Consider the following 21,277-nt stretch of genomic DNA (forward strand, 5'->3'; position numbering starts at 1 on the left):
GGCTCCGGGGCCGCACTCCGGCGCGCCGGGCGCCTGCGAACCTATCCGCAGGTGGGAGCGCACACCGGTTGCGGGAAACAGGGGGCTGCCCGTCACAGCCCCAAGCGAACGGGCTACGCAAGAGTTGGCCGTCGGGACTAGAGTGGACCGGAGAGGCTACGGACGCAATCAGCATCCGCACAGCCACAGTGATCGTCCGGCGAAAGAACCGGATCCCCACAGACGTAATTGGTGCAGACACAATCTGTACATGAGAGAGGTTTGCCGTGGCCGCAGAAGACACAACGGACATCCTGAGCGGGTTGACCAACCAGCTCCCGGACCGTGACCCCGAGGAGACCGCGGAATGGATGCAGTCACTGGATGAACTGATCCGTTCCCAGGGCACCGAAAGAGCCCAGTACATTATGCGTTCGCTGCTCCAGCGCGCCGGTGCGCAGTCCGTGGGCGTGCCCATGGTCACCACCACCGACTATGTCAACACCATCCCGGTGGACCAGGAACCCGAGTTCCCCGGCGATGAAGAAGTTGAACGCCGCTACCGCGCCTGGCTGCGCTGGAACGCCGCCATCATGGTGCACCGCGCCCAGCGCCCGGGCATCGGCGTCGGCGGACACATTTCCACCTATGCAGGTGCAGCAACCCTGTACGAAGTGGGCATGAACCACTTCTTCCGGGGCAAGGACCATCCGGGCGGCGGAGACCAGATTTACTTCCAGGGTCACGCCTCCCCCGGCATGTATGCACGCGCCTTCCTGGAAGGCCGCCTGTCCGAAGAGGACATGGACGGCTTCCGGCAGGAGAAGTCCCGGGAGGGACACGCACTGTCCTCCTACCCGCACCCGCGCTCCATGCCGGACTTCTGGGAATTCCCCACCGTGTCCATGGGCATCGGTCCCATGAACGCCATCTACCAGGCGCAGTCCAACCGCTACCTGCAGAACCGCGGCATCAAGGACACCTCGGAACAGCATGTCTGGGCGTTCCTGGGCGACGGCGAAATGGACGAGCCCGAATCGCGCGGCCTGCTCCAGCTGGCAGCCAATGACAAGCTGGACAACCTGACCTTCGTGGTGAACTGCAACCTGCAGCGCCTGGACGGACCGGTGCGCGGCAACGGCAAGATCATGCAGGAACTGGAAGCCTTCTTCCGCGGTGCCGGCTGGAACGTCATCAAGGTTCTTTGGGGCCGCGAGTGGGACTCGCTGCTGGAGAAGGACAAGAACGGCGCACTGGTGGACATCATGAACTCCACCCCGGACGGCGACTACCAGACCTACAAGGCCGAGTCCGGCGGCTTTGTCCGCGAGCACTTCTTCGGCAAGAGCCCCGAGACCAAGGAACTGGTCGCGAACCTCACCGACGAGGAAATCTGGCAGCTCAAGCGCGGCGGACATGACTACCGCAAGGTCTACGCAGCGTATAAGGCCGCCATGGAGTTCAAGGGCAAGCCGACTGTCATCCTGGCCCACACGGTCAAGGGCTACGGCCTGGGCACGCACTTCGAGGGCCGCAACGCGACCCACCAGATGAAGAAGCTGACCCTGGATGACCTGAAGGCCTTCCGCGACCACCTGCGGATCCCGATCACGGACGAGCAGCTCGAAGCCGACCCGTACCAGCCGCCGTACTACCACCCGGGCACCGACGCTCCGGAGATCAAGTACATGCTGGAGCGCCGGCGCGAACTCGGCGGCAACGTTCCCGAGCGCCGGATCAAGCACGCACCCGTGAAGCTGCCGGATGAAAAGGCCTACGAGGTAGCCAACCGCGGTTCCGGCAAGCAGATGGCGGCCACCACCATGGCCTTCGTACGCCTGCTCAAGGACCTCATGCGGGACAAGGAATTCGGCAAGCGCATTGTGCCGATCATCCCTGACGAAGCGCGCACCTTCGGCATGGACTCGTTCTTCCCCACGGCGAAGATCTACAACCCCAAGGGACAGAACTACCTGTCCGTGGACCGGGACCTGGTCCTCGCCTACAAGGAGTCCCCGCAGGGCCAGATTGTGCACGTGGGCATCAACGAGGGCGGCTCCATTGCGGCCTTCACCGCAGCCGGAACTTCCTACGCCACCCACGGCGAACCGCTGATTCCGGTCTACGTGTTCTACTCGATGTTCGGATTCCAGCGCACCGCAGACTACATCTGGGCAGCCACTGACCAGATGGCCCGCGGCTTCCTGATCTCCGCCACGGCCGGCCGGACCACCCTGACCGGTGAGGGCCTGCAGCACGCTGACGGCCACTCCCCGATCCTGGCCTCCACCAACCCGGCAGTGAAGACCTACGACCCGGCCTACGGGTACGAGATCGGGCACATCGTCCGCCACGGCTTGGAAGAGATGTACGGTCCGGACTCCAAGGATCCGAACGTCATCTACAACATCATGGTGTACAACGAGCCGATCCGGCAGCCGAAGGCCCCGGAGGACCTGGATGTTGAAGGAATCCTCAAGGGCATCTACCTGCTGGCTCCGGCCAAGATCGACGGCCCCCGCGCCCAGCTCCTGGCCTCCGGCGTAGCCGTGCCGTGGGCACTGGAAGCCCAGCAGATCCTTGCCGACGACTGGGGCGTTTCCGCCGACGTGTGGTCCGTGACGTCCTGGAATGAACTCCGCCGCGACGGCCTGGCCGCCGAGGAAGAATCCTTCCTGCACCCGGAGGCAGAGCCCCGCGTTCCGTTCGTGACCAAGCAGCTCGCCGGTGCCACCGGTCCGGTGATCGCTTCCACGGATTACATGAAGGCCGTTCCGGACCAGATCCGGCAGTTCGTTCCCAACGAATTCGCCACCCTGGGTGCGGACGACTTCGGCTTCGCCGATACCCGTGCCGCAGCACGGCGTTACTTCAAGATCGATTCGCACTCCATGGTGGTCCGCACCCTGGAAATGCTCGCCCGCCGCGGCGAGGTTGACGCCAGCGCGCCGACCGAAGCGATCAAGAAGTACGACCTGCTCAACGTCAACGCAGGAACCTCCGGCAACGCCGGCGGCGACGCCTAACGTAGCGGGACCCTCCTCACCGGAGGACAAGAAAAGAACCGTCGCATCCGCGGCGGTTCTTTTCTTTTACCCAATTTCGGCCTTTTATCCACGGCCATGGACCGCTAGATCTCGGTTGCAGCCACCAGGTCTATGTGTGCCTGCATGGCATCTGCTGCCGCCTGCGGGTCGCCGGTGCGGATGGCGTTGACTATGGCACGGTGCGATTCCAGCGACTGTTCCGGCCGTCCGGGCTGCCCGAGGGAAGCCAGCCGGGTCTCGCGCACCAGCTCGGATATGAAAGTCATCATGGAAGCCAGGATGGAGGAGTGGGCAGCTGAGGCAACGGCCCGGTGGAACTGCTCATCACCGGCGGTTCCGCGGCTCCCGCCGGCAATTTCAGCGGCCATCGTCTCCAGGGCCAGGTCCATGGCCGCCAGGTCTGCACGGGTATGGCGTTCGGCAGCGAAAGCGGCCAGCTTCACCTCCAGGGTGCTGCGGGCCTCCACGATTTCCGGCATCCGGTCCCGGTGCTCACGCAGTTCGCGCAGGACCGCCGCCACACTTGGCCGGTAGACCAGCACCGCGCCGGTGCCGTGCTGGACGTCGATGACCCCGAGGACCTCCAGCGCCACCAGGGCCTGCGCCAGCGTGGCCCGGGACACCCCCATGCGCTCCGCCAGGTCTCGCTCCGCAGGGAGCAAATCCCCCGGACCCAGCCCGGCGGACGCAATAAAGCCCAGAAGCTGTTCCACGAGCCGCTCATACAACCGGGGCCTCGACACCCGGACAAACCCCTTGCCTTCACCATTTTCGGGCATCGCATCCTCTTTCTCCGCCTACGGGATCCATGCCTGCGGGCTCTGACCTGCCCAGGAATCCCACGGTCCGGGACAGAGTCTATCCGGGATTGACAAAGAGGCCCAGAGTCTAAGAGGCTAGTCCAGTGCCGGTGTGGCCTGCATCACTTTCCTCTCTGGCCGCCGTCGGGATAACCGCCGAGACCATCAATCCTAGGAACAATATGTCCGCTCCAATCCTCTCCATCCTCATCCTGGTGGCCATGTTCCTGCTGGCCACCGTCCTTCCGCTGAACATGGGGGCGCTGGCTTTCGTGGGCGCCTTCCTGCTGGGCTTCGTGTTCCTGGACATGAGCACCGACGAGATCCTCGCCAACTTCCCCGGCGGCCTCTTCCTCACCATTGTGGGCGTCACCTATCTGTTCGCCATCGCACAAAACAACGGCACCATTGACCTGCTGGTCCGCGGCGCCGTCCGGATGGTGGGCAACCGGGTGGCACTGATTCCCTGGATCATGTTCGCCATCACGGCCATCATCACCGCCGTCGGCGCCCTGTCGCCGGCCGCCGTCGCCATCGTTGCCCCGATTGCCCTGGGCTTTGCCGCCAAACACAAGATCAACCCGCTGATGATGGGCATGATGGTGATCCACGGCGCGCAGGCCGGCGGATTCTCGCCCATCGCCGTCTACGGCGTCACGGTCAACGGCATCATCGGCGAAACCGATCTGGAGTCGAGCCCCCTGGCCGTGTTCCTGGCGAGCCTGCTCTTCAATACCTTTATCGCCCTGATCCTGTTCTTCGTCCTGGGCGGCAGCAAGCTTCGCAGCGGCAAGGTGGGCGGCTTCGTGGAAGAGGTTGCCCAGGCCCGGATGAACGCCAGCGCCGCCGGCCGCACCGACGTGGCCTTCAAGGGATTCGGTTCGGACATTTACGGCCCGCGCGACCCGGCCGGAGACGGCCTCACGGCCACCAAGACCCGCACCGAACTGTTTCCGCAGATCGTGACCATCGCAGGGCTGATTGCCCTGGCAGTGATTGCCCTCGGCTTCAAGGTTGACGTGGGCTTTGTCTCCATCACCATTGCGATGATCCTGGCGCTCGTTTCGCCGCAGGCCCAGAAGGGGGCCATCAATAAAATCAGCTGGACCACGGTGCTGCTCATCTGCGGCATGCTCACCTTTGTGGGCGTCCTTCAGGAAGCGGGCACGGTGGAATACGTTTCCGACGCCGTGGTGGGACTGGGAATGCCGCTGCTGGCTGCCCTGCTCATCTGCTACATCGGCGCCGTAGTCTCCGCCTTTGCTTCCTCCACCGCCATCCTTGCAGCCCTGATCCCGCTTGCCGTTCCGTTCCTTGCCTCCGGCGAGATTGGCGCCGTCGGACTCATCTGCGCCCTCGCCGTATCCGCCACGATCGTGGATGTCTCCCCCTTCTCCACCAACGGAGCGCTGGTCCTGGCCAACGCCCCGGAAGGCATGGACAAGGACCGCTTCTACAAGCAGATTCTCAGCTACAGCGGAATTGTCGTCGTCGCAGGACCGCTGGTGGCCTGGCTCATCATGGTGGTTCCCGGCTGGCTCTAAGCCGGACCGCCAGCGCAGCCAGAGCTCCATCCCCCGAACAAAGGACCCTCCCATGACCACCTCACCAACCTCCCGCGGCCCGCTGGAGGGCTACCTCGTTGTTGATCTGAGCCGCGCCCTTGCCGGGCCCCACGCCGGCATGATGCTTGCGGACCTCGGAGCCCGGGTTATCAAAGTGGAGACCCCGGGAACGGGCGATGACACCCGCAGCTGGGGTCCGCCGTTCGTGGGCCCGGAGGATGACCAGCAGGCCACATATTTCCTTTCCTGCAACCGCAACAAGGAATCCATCAGCCTTGATCTAAAGTCCGAGGACGGCACCGCCGTGCTCCGGGATCTGGTCCGGCGTGCAGACGTCCTGGTGGAGAACTTCCGCCCGGGGGTGCTGGACCGGCTCGGTTTCTCGCCGGCGCAGCTGCATGACATCAACCCCCGGCTCGTCATCCTCTCCATCAGCGGGTTTGGCCACGACGGCCCTGAGGCGACCCGCAGCGGGTATGACCAGATTGTCCAGGGCGAGGCCGGTCTGATGTCCCTCACGGGTTCCGGCCCGGAGGACCCGCAGCGGGTGGGAGTGCCGATCGCGGATCTGCTTTCCGGGATGTACGGCGCCTTCGGTCTGCTGGCGGCGCTGCTGGAACGTGAACGCACCGGCAAGGGCCAGGTGGTCCGCACCTCGCTGCTGGCCGCCGTCGTCGGCGTTCATGCTTTCCAGGGCACCCGGCACACCGTCGCCGGCGAGGTTCCTGCCGCACAGGGCAACCATCACCCGTCAATTGCTCCCTACGGCCTGTTTTCCTGCCGGGGCGGCAAGGTCCAGATCAGTGTGGGCAGCGAAAAGCTCTGGGAAACGTTCGCCACTACGTTTGGCATCGACACTTCGCGGCCGGAATTTGCCGGCAACGCCCAGCGGGTGCGCAACCGCCAGGCCGTGATAGCGGCCGTGGAGGAAGCGTTCGCGGACTTCGAAGCCGAACCCCTCCTGGAGAAGCTGCGGGCCGCCGGCATCCCCGCAGGAAAAGTCCGCACGCTGGACGAGGTCTATGAGTGGGAGCAGGTCCACTCACAGGGACTGGTGGTGGATGTGGAGCACCCCGTTTTGGGCAAGGTGGCACTGCCGGGTCCGCCGCTGCGGTTCTTCGACGCCGCCGAAGGCACCGAAACCACCAACCGCTCGCATCTGGCTCCGCCGCTGCTGAACCAGCACGGCAGCGAGATTCGGAGCTGGCTTGAGGGCAGCGCAGAACCGGCCGGCACGGCCGAGGCGGAACCGGCCGGCACGGATGCCGGCAAGGCATGAGCGTGCAGGCACGGCCGCGGCGGCTCAACGCCCGCGGGCTGCTGGAACTGGTGGTGGATCCTGGCTCCTTCATCTCCTGGGATTCCCCTGTGGCGTACACCGACCACAGCGAAGCGTATGAGGCAGACCTGGCCCGGGCACGGGAGAAAACCGGAGAGGACGAGTCCGTCCTGACCGGCGAAGGCCGGGTGCAGGGCCGGCGCGTTGCCTTGGTGGTCTGTGAATTCGGTTTCCTCGGCGGCTCCATCGGAGTGGCCGCCGCCGACCGCCTGACCGACGCCGTCGAACGCGCCACCCGCGAAGGCCTGCCCCTCCTGGCCGGCCCCGCCTCGGGCGGAACCCGGATGCAGGAGGGAACGCTGGCGTTCCTGTCCATGGTCAAAATCACTGCGGCGGTCCGCCGGCACAAGGAAGCAGGACTGCCGTACCTGGTGTACCTGCGCCACCCCACCACCGGCGGCGTAATGGCTTCCTGGGGTTCGCTGGGACACATCACCGTGGCCGAACCCGGAGCGCTCCTGGGCTTCCTCGGGCCCCGCGTCTACGAGTCCCTGTACGGCGAACCGTTCCCCGAGGGAGTCCAGACGGCGGAGAACCTCCAGGCCCGGGGCTTGGTCGACGCCGTCCTTCCGCCGGAAGAACTGGCCGAAACCGTGCACCGCGCGCTGTCCATGCTCCTTCCGGAGCAGGCCGCTCCGGTGCCCGCACCGGCATCCCTGGGCAGTGCTCCGGCAGCAGTGCCGGCGTGGGAGTCCATCACCGTCTCGCGCAATCCGCAGCGTCCGGGCGTGCGCCAGCTGCTGCATTTCGGTGCCAAGGACGTGCTGCCGCTGAACGGAACCGGACAAGGCGAAAAGGATCCGGGGCTGCTCCTTGCCCTGGCCAGGTTCGGGCAGACATCATGCGTGGTGCTGGGCCAGGACCGGCAGCGCGGTTCGCACCGGCCGGCCCTGGGTCCGGCCTCGCTGCGGGAGGCCCGCCGCGGAATGCGGCTGGCCGAGGAGCTGAACCTTCCCCTGCTGACGGTGATCGACACCGCCGGGGCAGCCTTGTCCAAGGAGGCCGAGGAAGGCGGGCTGGCCGGAGAAATCGCCCGCTGCCTGAATGACCTGGTGGGCCTGGACTCTCCCACCGTCTCCGTCCTCCTGGGCCAGGGCGCCGGCGGCGGGGCGCTGGCCCTGCTCCCGGCAGACCGGACTGTGGCCGCACAGCACGCATGGCTTTCCTCACTTCCGCCGGAGGGTGCCAGCGCCATTGTGTACCGCGACACGGATCACGGGGCCGAAATGGCCGAGGCGCAGGGTGTGACGGTGGCCGCACTGGCGGCCCACGGGATCGTGGATCATGTTGTCCCGGAGGAGCCCGACGCGGCCGCCGAGGCCCCTGCTTTTTGCCGGAGAATGGCCGCAGCAGTGGAATATGAACTCTCCTCCCTGCGTCAAAGTCCTCCGGCCGAGCGTCTTGCGCAGCGCACTGCACGGTTCCGCAGACTGGGTTCAGCGGGATGATTCGAAAGTCCATCCCATACCCCGGGTTGTAGCCTTCGCACAAAATGGTGGATGTCCGGCGAACGCCGTAAGCTCTGCTTTATGCCAGTGACTCGCAGCACAGCCGCGTCTCGACACGGGATGCATGCGGTCCCAGCGGATCCCTCCACAGTGGAGCGGCTCAAAGACAACATCGGGAAACTTTCCACCGCCACCCTGAAGCAGCTGAACCTTTCGCTGCCCTGGTACCGGGGGCTTAGGCCTGACGAACGCTCGGCCCTGGGCATGGTGGCCCAGAAGGGCATTGCCTCGTTTGTGAACTGGTATGAGCGCCCGGCCTCCCCCGCCTGGGTGCTCAGCGACGTTTTCGGCACCGCCCCCACCGAGCTGACCCGCTCCATCAGCCTGCAGAAAGCACTGCAGCTGATCCGGGTGGTGGTCCAGGTGGTCGAAGACCTCGTGCCGGAGCTGGCTGAGGACAACGTCCAGGGCCCCCTGCGCGAGGCCGTGCTGCGTTACTCCCGCGAAGTGGCTTTCGCCGCCGCGGATGTCTACGCCCGTGCTGCCGAAACACGCGGTTCCTGGGACACGCGGCTCGAAGCCCTGGTGGTGGACGCCATCCTGCGCGGGGAGAGTTCGGATGCCCTGCGCTCCCGCATTGCGGCGGTGGGCTGGACCTCCACAGCGCCGATCACCGTGATGGTGGGAAGCTCGCCGTCGGACACCAATGCCTCCTTCGTCAACGAGCTGCGCCGCGCCACTGCACGGCTGAGCGAGGACGCCCTGGTGGGAATCCAGGGCGAACGCCTCATCCTCGTGCTGGGCGGCATGGATGACAGCGCCGGCTCCTACACCCGCCTGGCCGAGCTTTTTGGTTCGGGACCGGTGGTGTACGGACCGCGGGCGGACTCCCTGGTGGAAGCCGGACCGTCAGCCCAGGCCGCCTTCGCCGGTCTCACGGCAGCCCGCGCCTGGCCGGCTGCACCGCGCCCCGTCGCCGCCGACGACCTGTGGCCCGAGCGGGTCATGTCCGGAGACGACAGTGCCCGGAAAGCTCTGGTGCGCAGCATTTACCGGCCGCTGCTGGGCGCATCCAACGGCTTGGCAGAAACACTCTCGGCTTACCTGTCCCTGGGCCATTCACTGGAGGCGACGGCCCGTGAACTCTTTGTCCATGCCAACACGGTCCGGTACCGGCTGCGGCGTGTCTGCGACGTCACCGGCTGGGATCCGATGCTCCCGCGGGAGGCCTTCGTGCTGCAAACCGCCCTGGTGGTCGGCCGGCTCTCCCCGCCCGGAAAAACCGTCCCGGAACGTCCCGCAACCCGTCCGTAATTGAGTTGCATCGCTTCTCCGCCCTTGTAGACTTCCTACAACGCCTCACCGGGAGCTTGGTTCACGCAAACACCCGGTAACCGCCCCTCTCTTTGGAAAGCTTGATAAGTGCTCGCAATTGTCTGCCCCGGCCAGGGGTCCCAAACGCCAGGTTTCCTTTCTCCGTGGCTTGAACTGCCCGGAGTTCGGGAACACCTCGAATCGCTCAGCGCCATTGCAGGCCTGGACCTGATCGCCCACGGCACGGTCTCCGATGAGGAGACCATCAAGGACACCGCCGTGGCCCAGCCGCTGATCGTCGCTGCGGGACTGATGGCTGCGCGGCTGCTGGTGGACCCGGAGGCGCTCACAGCGTCCACCGTTGTGGCCGGGCACTCCGTCGGTGAGATCACCGCCTCCGCCCTGGCCGGCGCACTCACCGAACCCGACGCCCTCATCTTTGTCCGCGAACGCGCCAATGCCATGGCACGGGCTGCCGCCGAGACACCCACCGGCATGAGCGCCGTCCTGGGCGGGGATCCCGAGGAAGTGGCCGCCGTCCTGGCAGCCGCCGGCCTCACCGCCGCCAACGCCAACGGAGGCGGGCAGACCGTCGCCGCCGGAACCCTGGACCAACTCGCCGCTCTTGCCGCCGCTCCGCCGGCCAAGGCCCGCGTGATCCCGCTGAAGGTTGCCGGCGCTTTCCACACCGCGCACATGGCACCCGCCGTCAGCGTTCTGGAGAACCTCCGTCCGCAGCTGCGCCCCGCCGCACCCCGGCCCACCCTGCTTTCAAACTATGACGGCGCCGCCGTCGTTTCCGGCGAAGCCAACCTGGACAGCCTGATCAGCCAGGTTTCCCGGCCGGTCCGCTGGGACCTGTGCATGGAATCCATGGCAGCCATGGGCGTGACCGGCATGCTGGAACTGCCGCCGGCCGGTACGCTCACCGGACTGGCCCGCCGCGGCCTCAAGGGCCTGCCGACGCTGGCCCTGAAGTCCCCCGAAGATCTCGACGCCGCCCGGGAGTTCATTGCCGAACACTCCCCCGCGTCCGCCGCAGCAACAGCAGCAACCACCACCGGAGAAGGTAACGCGTGAGCACGCCCACCCTGAAGCAGTCCCCCGTCCACGAATTCAGCCGCATTCACGGCATTGGCGCATTCCGTCCCGACGTCATCGTCAGCAACGAAGACGTGTGCCAGTGGATCGATTCCTCCGATGAATGGATCCGCCAGCGGACCGGGATCATCACCCGGCACCGTGCGGACAAGGGAACCTCTGTTGTCGACATGGCCGAAGCTGCCGGACGCGACGCCCTGCAGAGCGCCGGCATCGACGGCTCCCAGCTTGGCGCCGTCATCGTCTCCACCGTGACCCACCCCTTTGCCACCCCGTCAGCGGCCGCCGAAATCGCGCATCTGCTCGGCGCCGCACCCGCCCCTGCCTACGACGTATCCGCCGCCTGTGCCGGCTACTGCTACGGCGTTGCCCAGGCGGACGCACTGGTGCGCTCCGGCGCGGCCGAGTATGTGCTGGTCATCGGTGTGGAGAAGCTCTCCGACTTCATTGACAACACCGAGCGCACCATCTCCTTCCTGCTCGGTGACGGAGCCGGCGCCGTCGTTGTCGGTCCGTCTGATTCTGCGGGCATCGGCCCGTCCGTCTGGGGCTCCGACGGCAGCAAGTCCAGCACCATCGGCATGACGCACTCCATGCTGGACATCCGCGAGCTGTCCCTGGCCGCCGAAGCTGAAGGCGACACCGTTGGCGTGGCCGAGGTTGCCGAGCGCGACACCAAGCTGTGGCCCACCCTGCGCCAGGACGGCCAGAGCGTGTTCCGCTGGGCCGTCTGGGAAATGGCGAAGGTTGCCCAGCGCGCCCTCGACGCCGCCGGCGTCACCGCAGAGGACCTTGGCGCCTTTGTTCCGCACCAGGCCAACATGCGCATCATCGATGAAATGGCCAAGCAGCTGAAACTGCCCGAGTCAGTGATCATCGCCCGCGACATCGCCGACGCCGGCAACACCTCGGCAGCCTCGATCCCGCTGGCTACGCACCGCCTGCTCAAGGAAAACCCCGAGCTCAGCGGCAAGCTGTCCCTCCAGATCGGCTTCGGCGCGGGCCTCGTCTTCGGCGCGCAGGTTATCGTTCTTCCGTAACCTGTCCGCCCCACACACCACACCGCTATGCGGTTGGACCATCCACGCCGGTTTATACCGGTACCACGAGAAAAAAGGAGCCACCATGGCTAGCAACGAAGAAATCCTGGCCGGCCTCGCCGAGATCGTCAACGAAGAGACGGGCCTGGCCCCCGAATCCGTCGAGCTGGACAAGTCCTTCACCGACGACCTGGACATCGACTCCATCTCCATGATGACGATCGTCGTCAACGCCGAAGAGAAGTTCGGCGTGCGCATCCCGGACGAAGAGGTCAAGAACCTGAAGACCGTCGGCGACGCCGTGGACTTCATTTCCAAAGCTCAGGCGTAATCCGCCGGCGGCCGCTGCCTTCCCGGCGGCGGCCGCCGAGTCAGCGCATGTATTTCCAGCACCACCAACGTCTTTCGAGAGAGTGAATCATGGCCCGCAAAGTAGTCATCACCGGCCTGGGTGCCACTACGCCCATCGGCGGAGATGTTCCCACCATGTGGAGGAACGCGCTCAAAGGTGTCGCCGGCGCCCGAACCCTCGAAGACGATTGGGTAGCCCAGTACAGCCTCCCCGTAACCTTCGCCGCCCGGGTCTCCACTCCCGCCACCGAGGTCCTGTCCCGCGTCGAAGCCAAGCGCATGGATCCGTCCACCCAGTTTGCGGTGGTGTCCGCCCGCGAAGCCTGGGCCGACTCCGGCATCGAGGACGTTGACCACGACCGCCTGGCCGTTTCGTTCGCCACCGGAATCGGCGGCGTCTGGACCCTGCTGGACGCCTGGGACACCCTGCGTGAAAAGGGCCCCCGCCGCGTTCTGCCCATGACCGTTCCCATGCTGATGCCCAACGGCCCCGCCGCCGCCGTCAGCCTGGATCTGGGCGCCCGCGCCGGCGCCCACACCCCTGTTTCCGCCTGTGCCTCCGGCACTGAGGCCCTGCACCAGGGCCTGGAGCTGATCCGCTCCGGCAAGGCCGACGTCGTCGTCTGCGGCGGCGCCGAAGCCGCCATCCACCCGATGCCGCTTGCCGCTTTCGCCTCCATGCAGGCGCTGTCCAAGCGCAACGATGACCCCGAACGCGCCTCACGCCCCTATGACAAGGACCGCGACGGTTTTGTCATGGGTGAAGGTGCCGGCGCCCTGGTGCTGGAAGCCGAAGAGCACGCCCTGGCCCGCGGCGCCCGCATCTACGCCGAACTGGCCGGCACGGCAGTCACTGCTGACGCCTACCACATCACTGCCCCCGACCCCGAGGGCCTGGGCGCCACCCGTGCGCTGAAGGCCGCCCTGTACGACGCCCGCGCGCAGGCCGAGGACGTAGTGCACGTCAATGCACACGCCACCTCCACTCCTGTGGGCGACAAGCCGGAATACACCGCCCTGAAGTCCGCTCTGGGATCCCATGTGGACAACGTGGCCGTATCAGCCACCAAATCCCAGACCGGCCACCTGCTCGGTGCCTCCGGCGCCGTGGAAGCGGTCATGACCGCCATGGCCGTCTTCGACCGCCAGGCTCCGGCCACCATCAACCTGGACAATCAGGATCCGGAAATCCCGCTCGACGTCGTCACTTCCGCGCGGTCCCTTCCCGGCGGCGACATTGTGGTCCTGAGCAATTCATTTGGATTCGGCGGGCACAACGCAGTCATCGCTCTGCGCAGCTACTAATACCCGGCGCTGCTAATAGTCAGGCACTGCTAATAGCCCGGCACTGCTAATAGCCCGGCAAAAAGCCGCGGCGGTTTCCTTCCGGAAACTGCCGCGGCTTTTGTTGTTGCTGCTGTGCGGGATCTTTGAATATGGCGCTTAGCCCACCTGATGCAGCCAGCGGACGTTTGCGCCGTCAGCTGCGTGCCTGAACGGCTCCAATTCGTCATCCCAAGCCTCGCCAAGGGCGAGGGAAAGCTCGTGGTACACCGCCGAGGGATCCCCGGCACCGTTCTCATAGGCGTAGCGGATGCGGTCCTCCGAAACCATGATGTTGCCGTGCACATCGGTGGTGGCGTGGAAGATCCCCAGTTCGGGCGTGTGGCACCAGCGGCTGCCGTCAGCGCCGGCGCTTTGGTCTTCAGTGACTTCGTAGCGCAGGTGCGCCCAGCCGCGCAGAGCGGAAGCCAGCAGCGAGCCGGTGCCCTGAGCACCGGTCCATTCCAGTTCCGTGCGCAGCATTCCCGGGGCAGCCGGCTGAGGGGTCCACTTTAGATCCGTTCGCTTTTCCACGACGGATCCAATGGCCCACTCAATATGGGGGCACAACGCAGACGGGGCGGAGTGTATGAACAACACGCCGTGAGCCATCACAACAGACATTCCATCCTCCATAGGTATAGGTACGTCTTCCCCAACGACCTGCTACCCGAGCGAAATGCTTCTGCTTTGCTGACCTCTTTACGGACTGCGCTTTGTTTTCTCGGCTAATATGTTCCTGTTCCCTTGAGACTCTCATCCGGTACAGACTTAGCCTTATTGTGCCGCAAGTTAACTAATTGCGCCAATAAAATTGTGGGCATCACACATGCCCTCCGGCGTCTGGACCTGATAAGCCGTGATCCCGGGTTCGGGACCTTCGGGCAACGGAACGTGTCCGCTGCCGCTGGCTTCGCCCGCTTCAGGCCCGGGGATGGGCCTGCTGGTAACTGGCCTTCAGCCGGTCCACCGAGACGTGCGTGTACAGCTGAGTAGTGGCCAGCGATGAATGACCCAGAATTTCCTGGACGGCCCGCAGGTCCGCACCTCCGTCAAGCAGATGGGTTGCCGCCGAATGCCGCAGTGCGTGGGGCCCCGTTGCCCCGGTGTCGCCCAGCGCCTCGAAGAGCCCGGCAACCACCGACCGCACCTGCCGCTGGTCCACCCGCCTGCCCCGCTGGCCAAGGAACAGAGCCGGGCCGCTGTCCGCGTTGGCCAGGGCCGGCCGGCCGCGGCGCAGCCAGTCGTCTACTGCGGCAGCCGCGGGCTGGCCGTACGGAACGGTCCGTTCCTTGTTCCCCTTGCCGATCACTGTCAGGGTCCTGCGCTCCGAATTCAGATCATCAACATCCAGGCCGGTGAGCTCCCCGACCCGGATCCCGGTGGCATAAAGAAGTTCCACCAGGGCCCGGTTCCGGACCGCCAACGGGTCACCCTCAGCCGCAGCTTCGGCGAGCGCTTCGAAAAGCTCGCCCACCTGCCCTGCCCGGAGTACCGACGGCAGCGTCTTTTCCCGCTTCGGCGCACGTAGCCGCAGCGCCGGGTCGGTGCTGATAAGTTCCTCTCGCAGCGCCCAGCCGGTGAAGCTGCGGGCGGTTGCTGCGCGCCGGGCCAGTGTGGACCGGGCCAGGCCGGCGGCGCTGAGTTCACCCAGCCAGCCGCGCAGCACCCCCAGGTCGATCCCGTCCAGTGTGCGCACTCCCCCGGCCAGCGCATGGTTCAGCAACTGGGCAACGTCGCCCTCGTATGCCCGGACTGTATGGTCCGACCGTCCCCGTTCGCTGGACAGGTAGCGGCTGAAACCGCGCAGTGCCTTGCTGAATTCGTTTGGCCAAGCCGGGGCTGCGGCCACGGACTCCGCGTCTGCCGCCGGCCGCCGGGCTTTGCCCGAACCGGTGCCGGCGTTCACGGCTTGATCAATGTTTGAGGGTGTCACCCCTTTACTGTCCTCGCTTCATCCCCCGTCCTCAAGCAGGCACACCGGCAGCAGCGGCACACTGAACGCGCAGTGCCGCGGTGCTTTCCGCACCCTCGTGCTCCAGCAGAAACCGTTTCGAGTCGATGCCGGCGGAATAACCGGTGAGTGAGCCGCGTGATCCGACCACGCGGTGCGTGGGAATGACAATGTTCAAAGGGTTCCGCGAAAGGGCGGCCCCCACGCTGCGCGCCTTCGCAGCGTCCCCCAACCGGATCGCCAGCTCCTTGTAACTGCACGTCTGGCCGTAGGGGATGGCGGACACCTCGGCCCACACCCTGCGCTGGAACTGGGTCCCTTTGGCCTCCAGGTCCAGTTCGAAGCAGCAGCGGCGGCCGGCAAAATACTGGCTGAGTTGAAGCTCAGCCTCTTCAAAGCCGTCTTCCACAATGCGGCCCAGCCCGTGGTCCGCAGCCGGATCGGGCACCCCGGGGAAAACTGCGCACAGGGCTCCCTCCTCAGAGGCGAGGGTGAAGATGCCCAGGGGTGTAACGACGCTTTTATGTATACGCACGATGGTTCCTAACTGTGGGATGAAACGTGGAGGGGCGGGATATGGGAGGCGACGCGGACGGTCCCGGAGGGCTTCTGCAGCAGCCTGCCGCTCCGTCCCGGCTGCCGCTCATGTGCGGCTCCTTCGCCACGTTCCCTGTCTGTCCCGGGCCGCGAGATCTTCGAGCTCCAGGCGCGCCAGGCCTGCCCGGACGGATGAAACCGAAAGCCCGGCAACGGAGGCGAGCTTTTCCACGGGTGATCCGGTGCGCAGCGGAAGAGCGTCGAGGAGAAGCATGTCTTCGATCGTCAGGCCGTCATGCACGGCCCGGGGACTTTCATGAGCAGTCCCTGCCGCCTCGTCTGTTGCACCTATGGGGCCGCCCAGTTCAATAACTTCGGCTGCGTCCGTCACGCACACGGCGCTGCCGTCCCGCAACAGACGGTGGCAGCCTGCCGAGTTGGCCGAATATACCGACCCGGGAACCGCTCCCACTTCGCGCCCCAGCACCGCAGCGTGATGCGCAGTATTCAATGCCCCGGACCGCCAGCGCGCTTCAACGACAACCGTCACGGCACCGAGGGCCGCGATGATCCTGTTGCGCTGCAGAAACCTCCAGCGGGTGGGCGAAGAACCGGGCGGAACTTCGGACAGGAGCAGACCGCAGCGGGCCACTTCGCGAAGGAGGTCCTCGTTCCCGGCCGGGTAATAGCGGTCAACACCGCCGGCCATCACGGCGATAGTGGGAATGTGTTCGGTGCCGCCGGTCGCCAGCGCCGCACGGTGGGCCTGGGCATCTATGCCGTACGCCCCGCCGGACACCACCGTCCATCCCCTGGTCACGAGACCTGCTGCAATGTCACCGGCCACCGACGCTCCGTACCCCGTGCTGTCGCGGGAGCCGACCACGGCGGCCGTTCGGCAGAGTTCGGGGATGCCTCGGTTGAGGTTCCCCCTGGTCCACAAGCACAGAGGCATCCCCAGCTCCAGTCCGCGCAGCGCCTCCGGCCAGCGGGGGTCCTCGGGAATCAGCAGCTCTCCGCCCAGCCGTTCAACCGTGGCGAGATCACGCTCAGGCGATAAATCCTGCACCCGTGGTGCCCAGCGTTCCAAGGCAGAAGCGACGCTGTTGCCGGATGCGGGAATACCGAAAGCGGCCAGCACTTCCGTTACCTCCCGGGACAGGCCGGCCCCGGCACGGACGCTGCCCGTGGCCACCCGAAGGGCATCCACCGGTCCGGCGGCCGCTACGAGTGCCAAGCCAACGTTGTCCGAAGGTTCGAAGACCCGGGACAGGGCGGCCCGGGTCAGCAGCTGTTCCATCCGGGGACTGTTCACGCTGCTGCCCCCTGCTGCCGGAATCCCAGTGCCTGCCCCACGTCGTCTGCGTCCGGCGTCGTATGGCCCGTGAGGTCGGCAATGCTCCAGGCGACCCGGAGCACCCTGTCGTATCCCCGGGCCGTCAGTGTTTGCCGCTCCATGGCACGGTCCAATGAGGCGGTGGCCCGCGGTGCCGGGCGCAGGGGGCCCCGCAGCAAGTTCCCTGCCACCTCCGCGTTGGCCTCATACCCCCACTTCTTCAACCGCTGGTGCTGGACCCTGCGCGCTTCCGCCACCCGGCCGGCGATATCCGCGCTTGGTTCAGCGGTGCCGTCACCTGCCAGTTCCCGCAGGGAGACCCGCTGTACGGTCAGCTGCAAATCCACGCGGTCCAGAAGCGGCCCGGAGAGCCTGCTGAAGTAGCGCCGGCGCTGCTGCGGAGTGCAGGTGCATTCAATTCCCTTCCCCGAGGCCAGTCCGCAGGGACAGGGGTTGGCTGCCAGGACAAGCTGGAACCGCGCCGGATAGGAGGCGGTTCCTGCGGCCCGGTGCAGATCAACTTTTCCGCTTTCCAGCGGCTGGCGCAGGGCATCCAGGACCCGCCTGTCGTATTCGGGTGCTTCATCGAGGAAGAGCACGCCGCGGTGGGCCCGGGAAGCTGCCCCCGGACGGGCGATGCCCGAGCCGCCGCCGATGATGGCTGCCGAGGACGCTGTGTGGTGGGGACTCTCGAAGGGCGGACGCCGCAGCAGCTGGGAACACGGACGCCCGCCCCATACCAGGGAGTGGATGGCCGTGACTTCCATGGCGTGTGCGTCGGAAAGACCGGGGAGCAGCCCGGGAAGGCGCTCCGCCAGCATCGTCTTTCCCGCGCCGGGCGGCCCCGTCATCAGGAGGTGATGGGCGCCGGCAGCCGCCACTTCCACGGCAAATCGAGCCTCCGACTGCCCGGCGACATCAGCCATGTCGCGGGCGGGGACCGGCACCGCAGGCGGCTCATCGTCAGCGGCGTCCGCCTCCTCTCCCGGAGCCTGCGGAGGGAACAGGAGCCGGTCCGGATCCGCACCGAGGAAGGCTGCCACTTCTGCGAGTGATCCAAAGCCGTTGACCGCGGCGCCCGGAACAAGGGAGGCTTCAGCGGCGTTGGCTTCGGCGACGGTGATCTCCGGATACCCTGCGTCCACAGCTGCCATGACGGCGGGCAGGATTCCACGCACCGGCCGAAGCCTGCCGTCCAGTCCCAGCTCTGCGATGAATACGCGGCGGCCGCTGCACCTGATGTCTCCCGAAGCGGCAAGAGCCGCCATCACAATGGCCAGGTCGAACCCGGAGCCGCGCTTGTGGACATCCGCCGGCATCAGATTTACCGTAATCCTGCGGCGGCTCAGCGGCAGGCCGGAGTTCTTAGCTGCTGACCGGACCCGGTCCTTGGCCTCGTTCAGGGATGCATCCGGCAGCCCCAAAAGGACAAATGAGGGCAACGACTGCCCGATGTCCGCTTCAACCTCCACCACGCGGCCGTCCAATCCCATCAGCCCCACCCCGTAGGTTCGCCCCAGCGTCACAGCGCCACTTCCCTCAAGTGTTCGATCACTGGGTTGCCGGCGCCGTCGTCCACAACCGAGACGGCATCCACCCGAAACGAGGCATACTGCCGTCCCTGCGCTTTCCGCCATTTACCGGCCAGAAGGTACAGCCGGGCGAGTTTCTCCGGAGTGATGGCCTCAAGGGGATGGCCGTAGTCGAGGGAGGACCGTGTTTTCACCTCCACGATCACCAGCGTGCCGTGGTCGATGCCCACCAGGTCGATTTCCCCTTCGGGGCACCGCCAGTTGCGGTCTATCACTTCAATTCCGGCTGCCGCCAGATAGGTGGCGGCGAGCTGCTCGCCGTGCCGGCCCAGGGTGTCTTTGGCTTTCATGCAGCCACACTCGCCGAGGACAGACCTGTCCGGCACCCCCCGGCCCAGCCGGTGTGGAGAAGCATTACTCCTGCGCTGCGCCGCAACCAGCCTGTGGAGGACGGGGTGGTTTCAGGCCTTGCCCGAATCCTGAGCATGTCCGGTGCTCTTCGGCGAGCGAAGACCCAGAACCCGCCGGTGATAGCTTTCAATGTCCTGAACAACTCCTGCACTGCTGCCGCGGAACATCATCGGTGAGAAAGTGATGTCCCATCCGCACAGGCCGCGGCTCCATTCCAGGGAACGGGCCACATCCCGCAGCGGAACGGAGCCCGCCTCCTGCCGGGGCATGCGTCTGCTGCTGCTGCCGGCAATCCTGGGCAACACCCCGGCCGTAAGTCTCGCCGCAGTGTTCGCTCCGCGGATCAGCCGGACTTCTCCGGGGGTAAAGGACTGCACGAACCGTTCGTAGGACTTCAGCCGGATCCCGATGATCCTGGTTCCGCCGCGGCCGCCCGGGATTCGTCCCGTACCCGCCCCGTCGAAATCATCCCAGGGAATGAAACCGCCGGACTCCGGCCTGATGCCTTCCCCGGTCAGCGTGAGGACTGTCGGTTTACGCAGCTTTACCACGAGCATGCAGAGCCCGCCGACGCCGAAAAAGAGCACAGCCAGCCAGCCGAAGAGCACAGTCGCCCAGTCCGTGCTGGAGGAAACCATGAAGACGCCGGCGGCAGTGAAGGGAACGCAGAGAAGTACCACCCCCATCAGGCGAAGTTTCGACACCGAAAAAACCAGAGGCGCCAACTCCGGCTGCGCGCCGTTTCCCCGCTGCCGGCCGGCCCTCGCGCCCAACTCGCCGAATCCGGACGTCACTCTTTTCCCCCGTTCCGCCCGTCCCCAAGAGTCGGGCTGCCGTGTCGGTTTATCCTACGACGGCCTTATGCAGTTCCCGGGTAGACCACCGGCATGGACTCCAGCCGGACGGGCGCAGGAGTAATGCTGCGCCCCGTCTGCAACAAGCCGTCGGATGGAACGTCCTGCCTGCGCTGCGGCGCGGGAAGGGTACCGGTAAACCCGCGGGCCAACGTGATGTGGGGGCGCAGCCGCGAGGAAAACATGAAGTTGGGATCCTCAGCGGTAAAGGCCGGGACGTCCGTGATCCCGCAGGCATTCAGGAACGTCTCCAGTGCTGCGTAGGCCAGGGTATGGGAATGCAGGAGCGCTGCGGACGGAAAGTATTCCAGGACCAGGGTCCGTCCGTGCCGGCCGAACCGCGACAAAACGGCCGGCTCCAGCAGCACGGGCTGCTGCGGCATGGCGGCTTCGGTCTCAGCGACGTAGCCGGCCAGGAGCTCTTCGTATTCCTCCCGGGAGATGTCCGCCGCGGCCGAAATGACGGCATACACATCCCGGACCTTCCCGAAGTGGATCAGTGTCAGGTGGACCTGCCGCTCGGGGATCCACCGGGGTGCGCCGCCGTCGTTCACCTCCGGACGGGCTGCCAGGTCCTGCTGCAGTTCCCGAAGATGCTCCAGCGACTCAGCGTCCGGACGCAGCTGCGCATAGAGTCTGCGGTTGCCGGAGAGATAACCGGCCAGCGGCGAGTCGGGAAGCACCATTGGAGCAGTTTAGGAGATGCCGCTCACACCTGCACTAGGGTGGAGCCATGCCTTTCGCCATTCCGGTCCTGTCGGACCGCTTCCTCACCCTGCGGCCCCACCGGGAAGCCGACATCGACCCCGTCCTCGCCCGGTCGGTGGACCCGCGGACACGGCAGTGGACCACCGTTCCCCTGGACTACACACGGGAGATGGCCTCGGACTACGTGGCGGCGATTTCCGTTCCGCAGGAGGCGGAGATTTCCTGGGCGCTGGAGGCGGACGGTTCCTATGCCGGAACCCTTGACCTGCGCTTCCAGGGGGCCAACTCGGGAAATCTGGGTTTCGTCACCGCTCCGGAATACCGCGGCCGGGGGCTCATGTCCCGTGCCGTGGGTCTGGCCGTTGCCCACGCCTTTGACGATCTGGGCTGGGACGTGGTCACGTGGTCCGCCAATGCCGGCAACGTCGGCAGCTACAAGACGGTGTGGCGCAACGGGTTTCCGCCGCCGATTGCCGTTCCCCATTTTCTGGCGCACCGGGGAAGGATGGTGGAAGGCTGGGTCTCCAGTCTCGCTGCCGGGGATCCGCGGTCCCCGTCGGGTGCGTGGGCGCAGTGGGAGGACGTCGCCGCCCGCCTGCCGGAGGCAACCAGCCCGCTGCTCAAGCCGTAGGCGGGAC

The 21,277-nt window shown here is 66.1% G+C and carries 19 protein-coding genes; 10 read left to right on the plus strand and 9 right to left on the minus strand.

The window, feature by feature from the left end:
* Positions 1-266 precede the first annotated feature (266 nt).
* Positions 267-3,005, plus strand: a complete 2,739-nt coding sequence (aceE, locus tag AC4D2Q_RS13200) for a pyruvate dehydrogenase (acetyl-transferring), homodimeric type (RefSeq protein WP_490946899.1) — start codon at positions 267-269, stop codon at positions 3,003-3,005.
* Positions 3,006-3,109: 104 nt separating this feature from the next.
* On the opposite strand, the gene AC4D2Q_RS13205 is transcribed toward aceE, so the two are convergent.
* Complete coding sequence (locus AC4D2Q_RS13205) at positions 3,110-3,805, minus strand: FadR/GntR family transcriptional regulator (RefSeq protein ID WP_490946901.1); 696 nt, start codon at positions 3,803-3,805, stop codon at positions 3,110-3,112.
* A gap of 203 nt (positions 3,806-4,008) precedes the next feature.
* Between AC4D2Q_RS13205 and AC4D2Q_RS13210 the strand changes: the two genes are divergently transcribed.
* The 8 genes from AC4D2Q_RS13210 (at position 4,009) to fabF (ending at position 13,289) form a co-directional block, all read left to right on the plus strand.
* The gene (locus AC4D2Q_RS13210; protein WP_490946903.1) at positions 4,009-5,370 is read left to right on the plus strand and encodes an SLC13 family permease; all 1,362 of its coding nucleotides are present in this window, start codon (positions 4,009-4,011) and stop codon (positions 5,368-5,370) included.
* Positions 5,371-5,422: 52 nt separating this feature from the next.
* Complete coding sequence (locus AC4D2Q_RS13215; RefSeq protein WP_490946906.1) at positions 5,423-6,670, plus strand: CaiB/BaiF CoA transferase family protein; 1,248 nt, start codon at positions 5,423-5,425, stop codon at positions 6,668-6,670.
* Positions 6,667-8,178, plus strand: a complete 1,512-nt coding sequence (locus AC4D2Q_RS13220; protein ID WP_490946908.1) for a carboxyl transferase domain-containing protein — start codon at positions 6,667-6,669, stop codon at positions 8,176-8,178. The genes AC4D2Q_RS13215 and AC4D2Q_RS13220 overlap by 4 nt, the downstream gene beginning before the upstream one ends.
* A gap of 120 nt (positions 8,179-8,298) precedes the next feature.
* Positions 8,299-9,492, plus strand: coding sequence for a PucR family transcriptional regulator (locus tag AC4D2Q_RS13225; RefSeq protein ID WP_490946910.1), 1,194 nt, complete (start codon positions 8,299-8,301; stop codon positions 9,490-9,492).
* A gap of 108 nt (positions 9,493-9,600) precedes the next feature.
* Positions 9,601-10,572 (plus strand): ACP S-malonyltransferase, encoded by a 972-nt coding sequence (locus AC4D2Q_RS13230; protein WP_490946912.1) that lies wholly within the window; start codon positions 9,601-9,603, stop codon positions 10,570-10,572.
* Positions 10,569-11,633: a beta-ketoacyl-ACP synthase III gene (locus AC4D2Q_RS13235; protein ID WP_490946916.1), complete on the plus strand. Its 1,065-nt coding sequence runs from the start codon at positions 10,569-10,571 to the stop codon at positions 11,631-11,633. The genes AC4D2Q_RS13230 and AC4D2Q_RS13235 overlap by 4 nt, the downstream gene beginning before the upstream one ends.
* A gap of 85 nt (positions 11,634-11,718) precedes the next feature.
* Positions 11,719-11,964 carry an acyl carrier protein gene (locus tag AC4D2Q_RS13240; protein WP_104053860.1) on the plus strand — a complete coding sequence of 82 codons (246 nt, stop codon included), beginning with the start codon at positions 11,719-11,721 and terminating at the stop codon, positions 11,962-11,964.
* 89 nt (positions 11,965-12,053) lie between these two features.
* The gene (fabF, locus tag AC4D2Q_RS13245) at positions 12,054-13,289 is read left to right on the plus strand and encodes a beta-ketoacyl-ACP synthase II (RefSeq protein ID WP_490925911.1); all 1,236 of its coding nucleotides are present in this window, start codon (positions 12,054-12,056) and stop codon (positions 13,287-13,289) included.
* Between the two features lie 138 nt (positions 13,290-13,427).
* On the opposite strand, the gene AC4D2Q_RS13250 is transcribed toward fabF, so the two are convergent.
* The 8 genes from AC4D2Q_RS13250 to AC4D2Q_RS13285 form a co-directional block, all read right to left on the minus strand.
* Positions 13,428-13,931 (minus strand): DUF3145 domain-containing protein, encoded by a 504-nt coding sequence (locus AC4D2Q_RS13250; RefSeq protein ID WP_490925912.1) that lies wholly within the window; start codon positions 13,929-13,931, stop codon positions 13,428-13,430.
* Between the two features lie 298 nt (positions 13,932-14,229).
* A complete protein-coding gene (locus tag AC4D2Q_RS13255) occupies positions 14,230-15,159 on the minus strand; it encodes a tyrosine recombinase XerC (RefSeq protein ID WP_490926031.1) in 930 nt (309 codons plus the stop codon).
* A gap of 115 nt (positions 15,160-15,274) precedes the next feature.
* Positions 15,275-15,796: a methylated-DNA--[protein]-cysteine S-methyltransferase gene (locus AC4D2Q_RS13260; protein WP_490925914.1), complete on the minus strand. Its 522-nt coding sequence runs from the start codon at positions 15,794-15,796 to the stop codon at positions 15,275-15,277.
* Between the two features lie 108 nt (positions 15,797-15,904).
* A complete protein-coding gene (gene dprA / locus AC4D2Q_RS13265) occupies positions 15,905-17,098 on the minus strand; it encodes a DNA-processing protein DprA (RefSeq protein WP_490946918.1) in 1,194 nt (397 codons plus the stop codon).
* A gap of 11 nt (positions 17,099-17,109) precedes the next feature.
* Positions 17,110-18,660 carry a YifB family Mg chelatase-like AAA ATPase gene (locus AC4D2Q_RS13270; RefSeq protein WP_490946920.1) on the minus strand — a complete coding sequence of 517 codons (1,551 nt, stop codon included), beginning with the start codon at positions 18,658-18,660 and terminating at the stop codon, positions 17,110-17,112.
* Positions 18,657-19,016, minus strand: coding sequence for a YraN family protein (locus tag AC4D2Q_RS13275; RefSeq protein ID WP_490946922.1), 360 nt, complete (start codon positions 19,014-19,016; stop codon positions 18,657-18,659). Before AC4D2Q_RS13275 ends, AC4D2Q_RS13270 begins: the two co-directional genes overlap by 4 nt.
* A 111-nt stretch (positions 19,017-19,127) precedes the next feature.
* On the minus strand, positions 19,128-19,871 hold the full coding sequence (locus AC4D2Q_RS13280) for an STM3941 family protein (RefSeq protein ID WP_490946924.1): 744 nt from the start codon (positions 19,869-19,871) through the stop codon (positions 19,128-19,130).
* Positions 19,872-19,936: 65 nt separating this feature from the next.
* Positions 19,937-20,617 carry a 2'-5' RNA ligase family protein gene (locus AC4D2Q_RS13285; protein WP_490946926.1) on the minus strand — a complete coding sequence of 227 codons (681 nt, stop codon included), beginning with the start codon at positions 20,615-20,617 and terminating at the stop codon, positions 19,937-19,939.
* A 47-nt stretch (positions 20,618-20,664) separates the two neighbouring features.
* Here AC4D2Q_RS13285 and AC4D2Q_RS13290 point away from each other — a divergent pair, with 47 nt between their 5' ends.
* Positions 20,665-21,270: a GNAT family N-acetyltransferase gene (locus AC4D2Q_RS13290; RefSeq protein ID WP_490946928.1), complete on the plus strand. Its 606-nt coding sequence runs from the start codon at positions 20,665-20,667 to the stop codon at positions 21,268-21,270.
* Positions 21,271-21,277: the final 7 nt, after the last annotated feature.

The organism is Arthrobacter sp. TJ-178, from assembly GCF_058269275.1.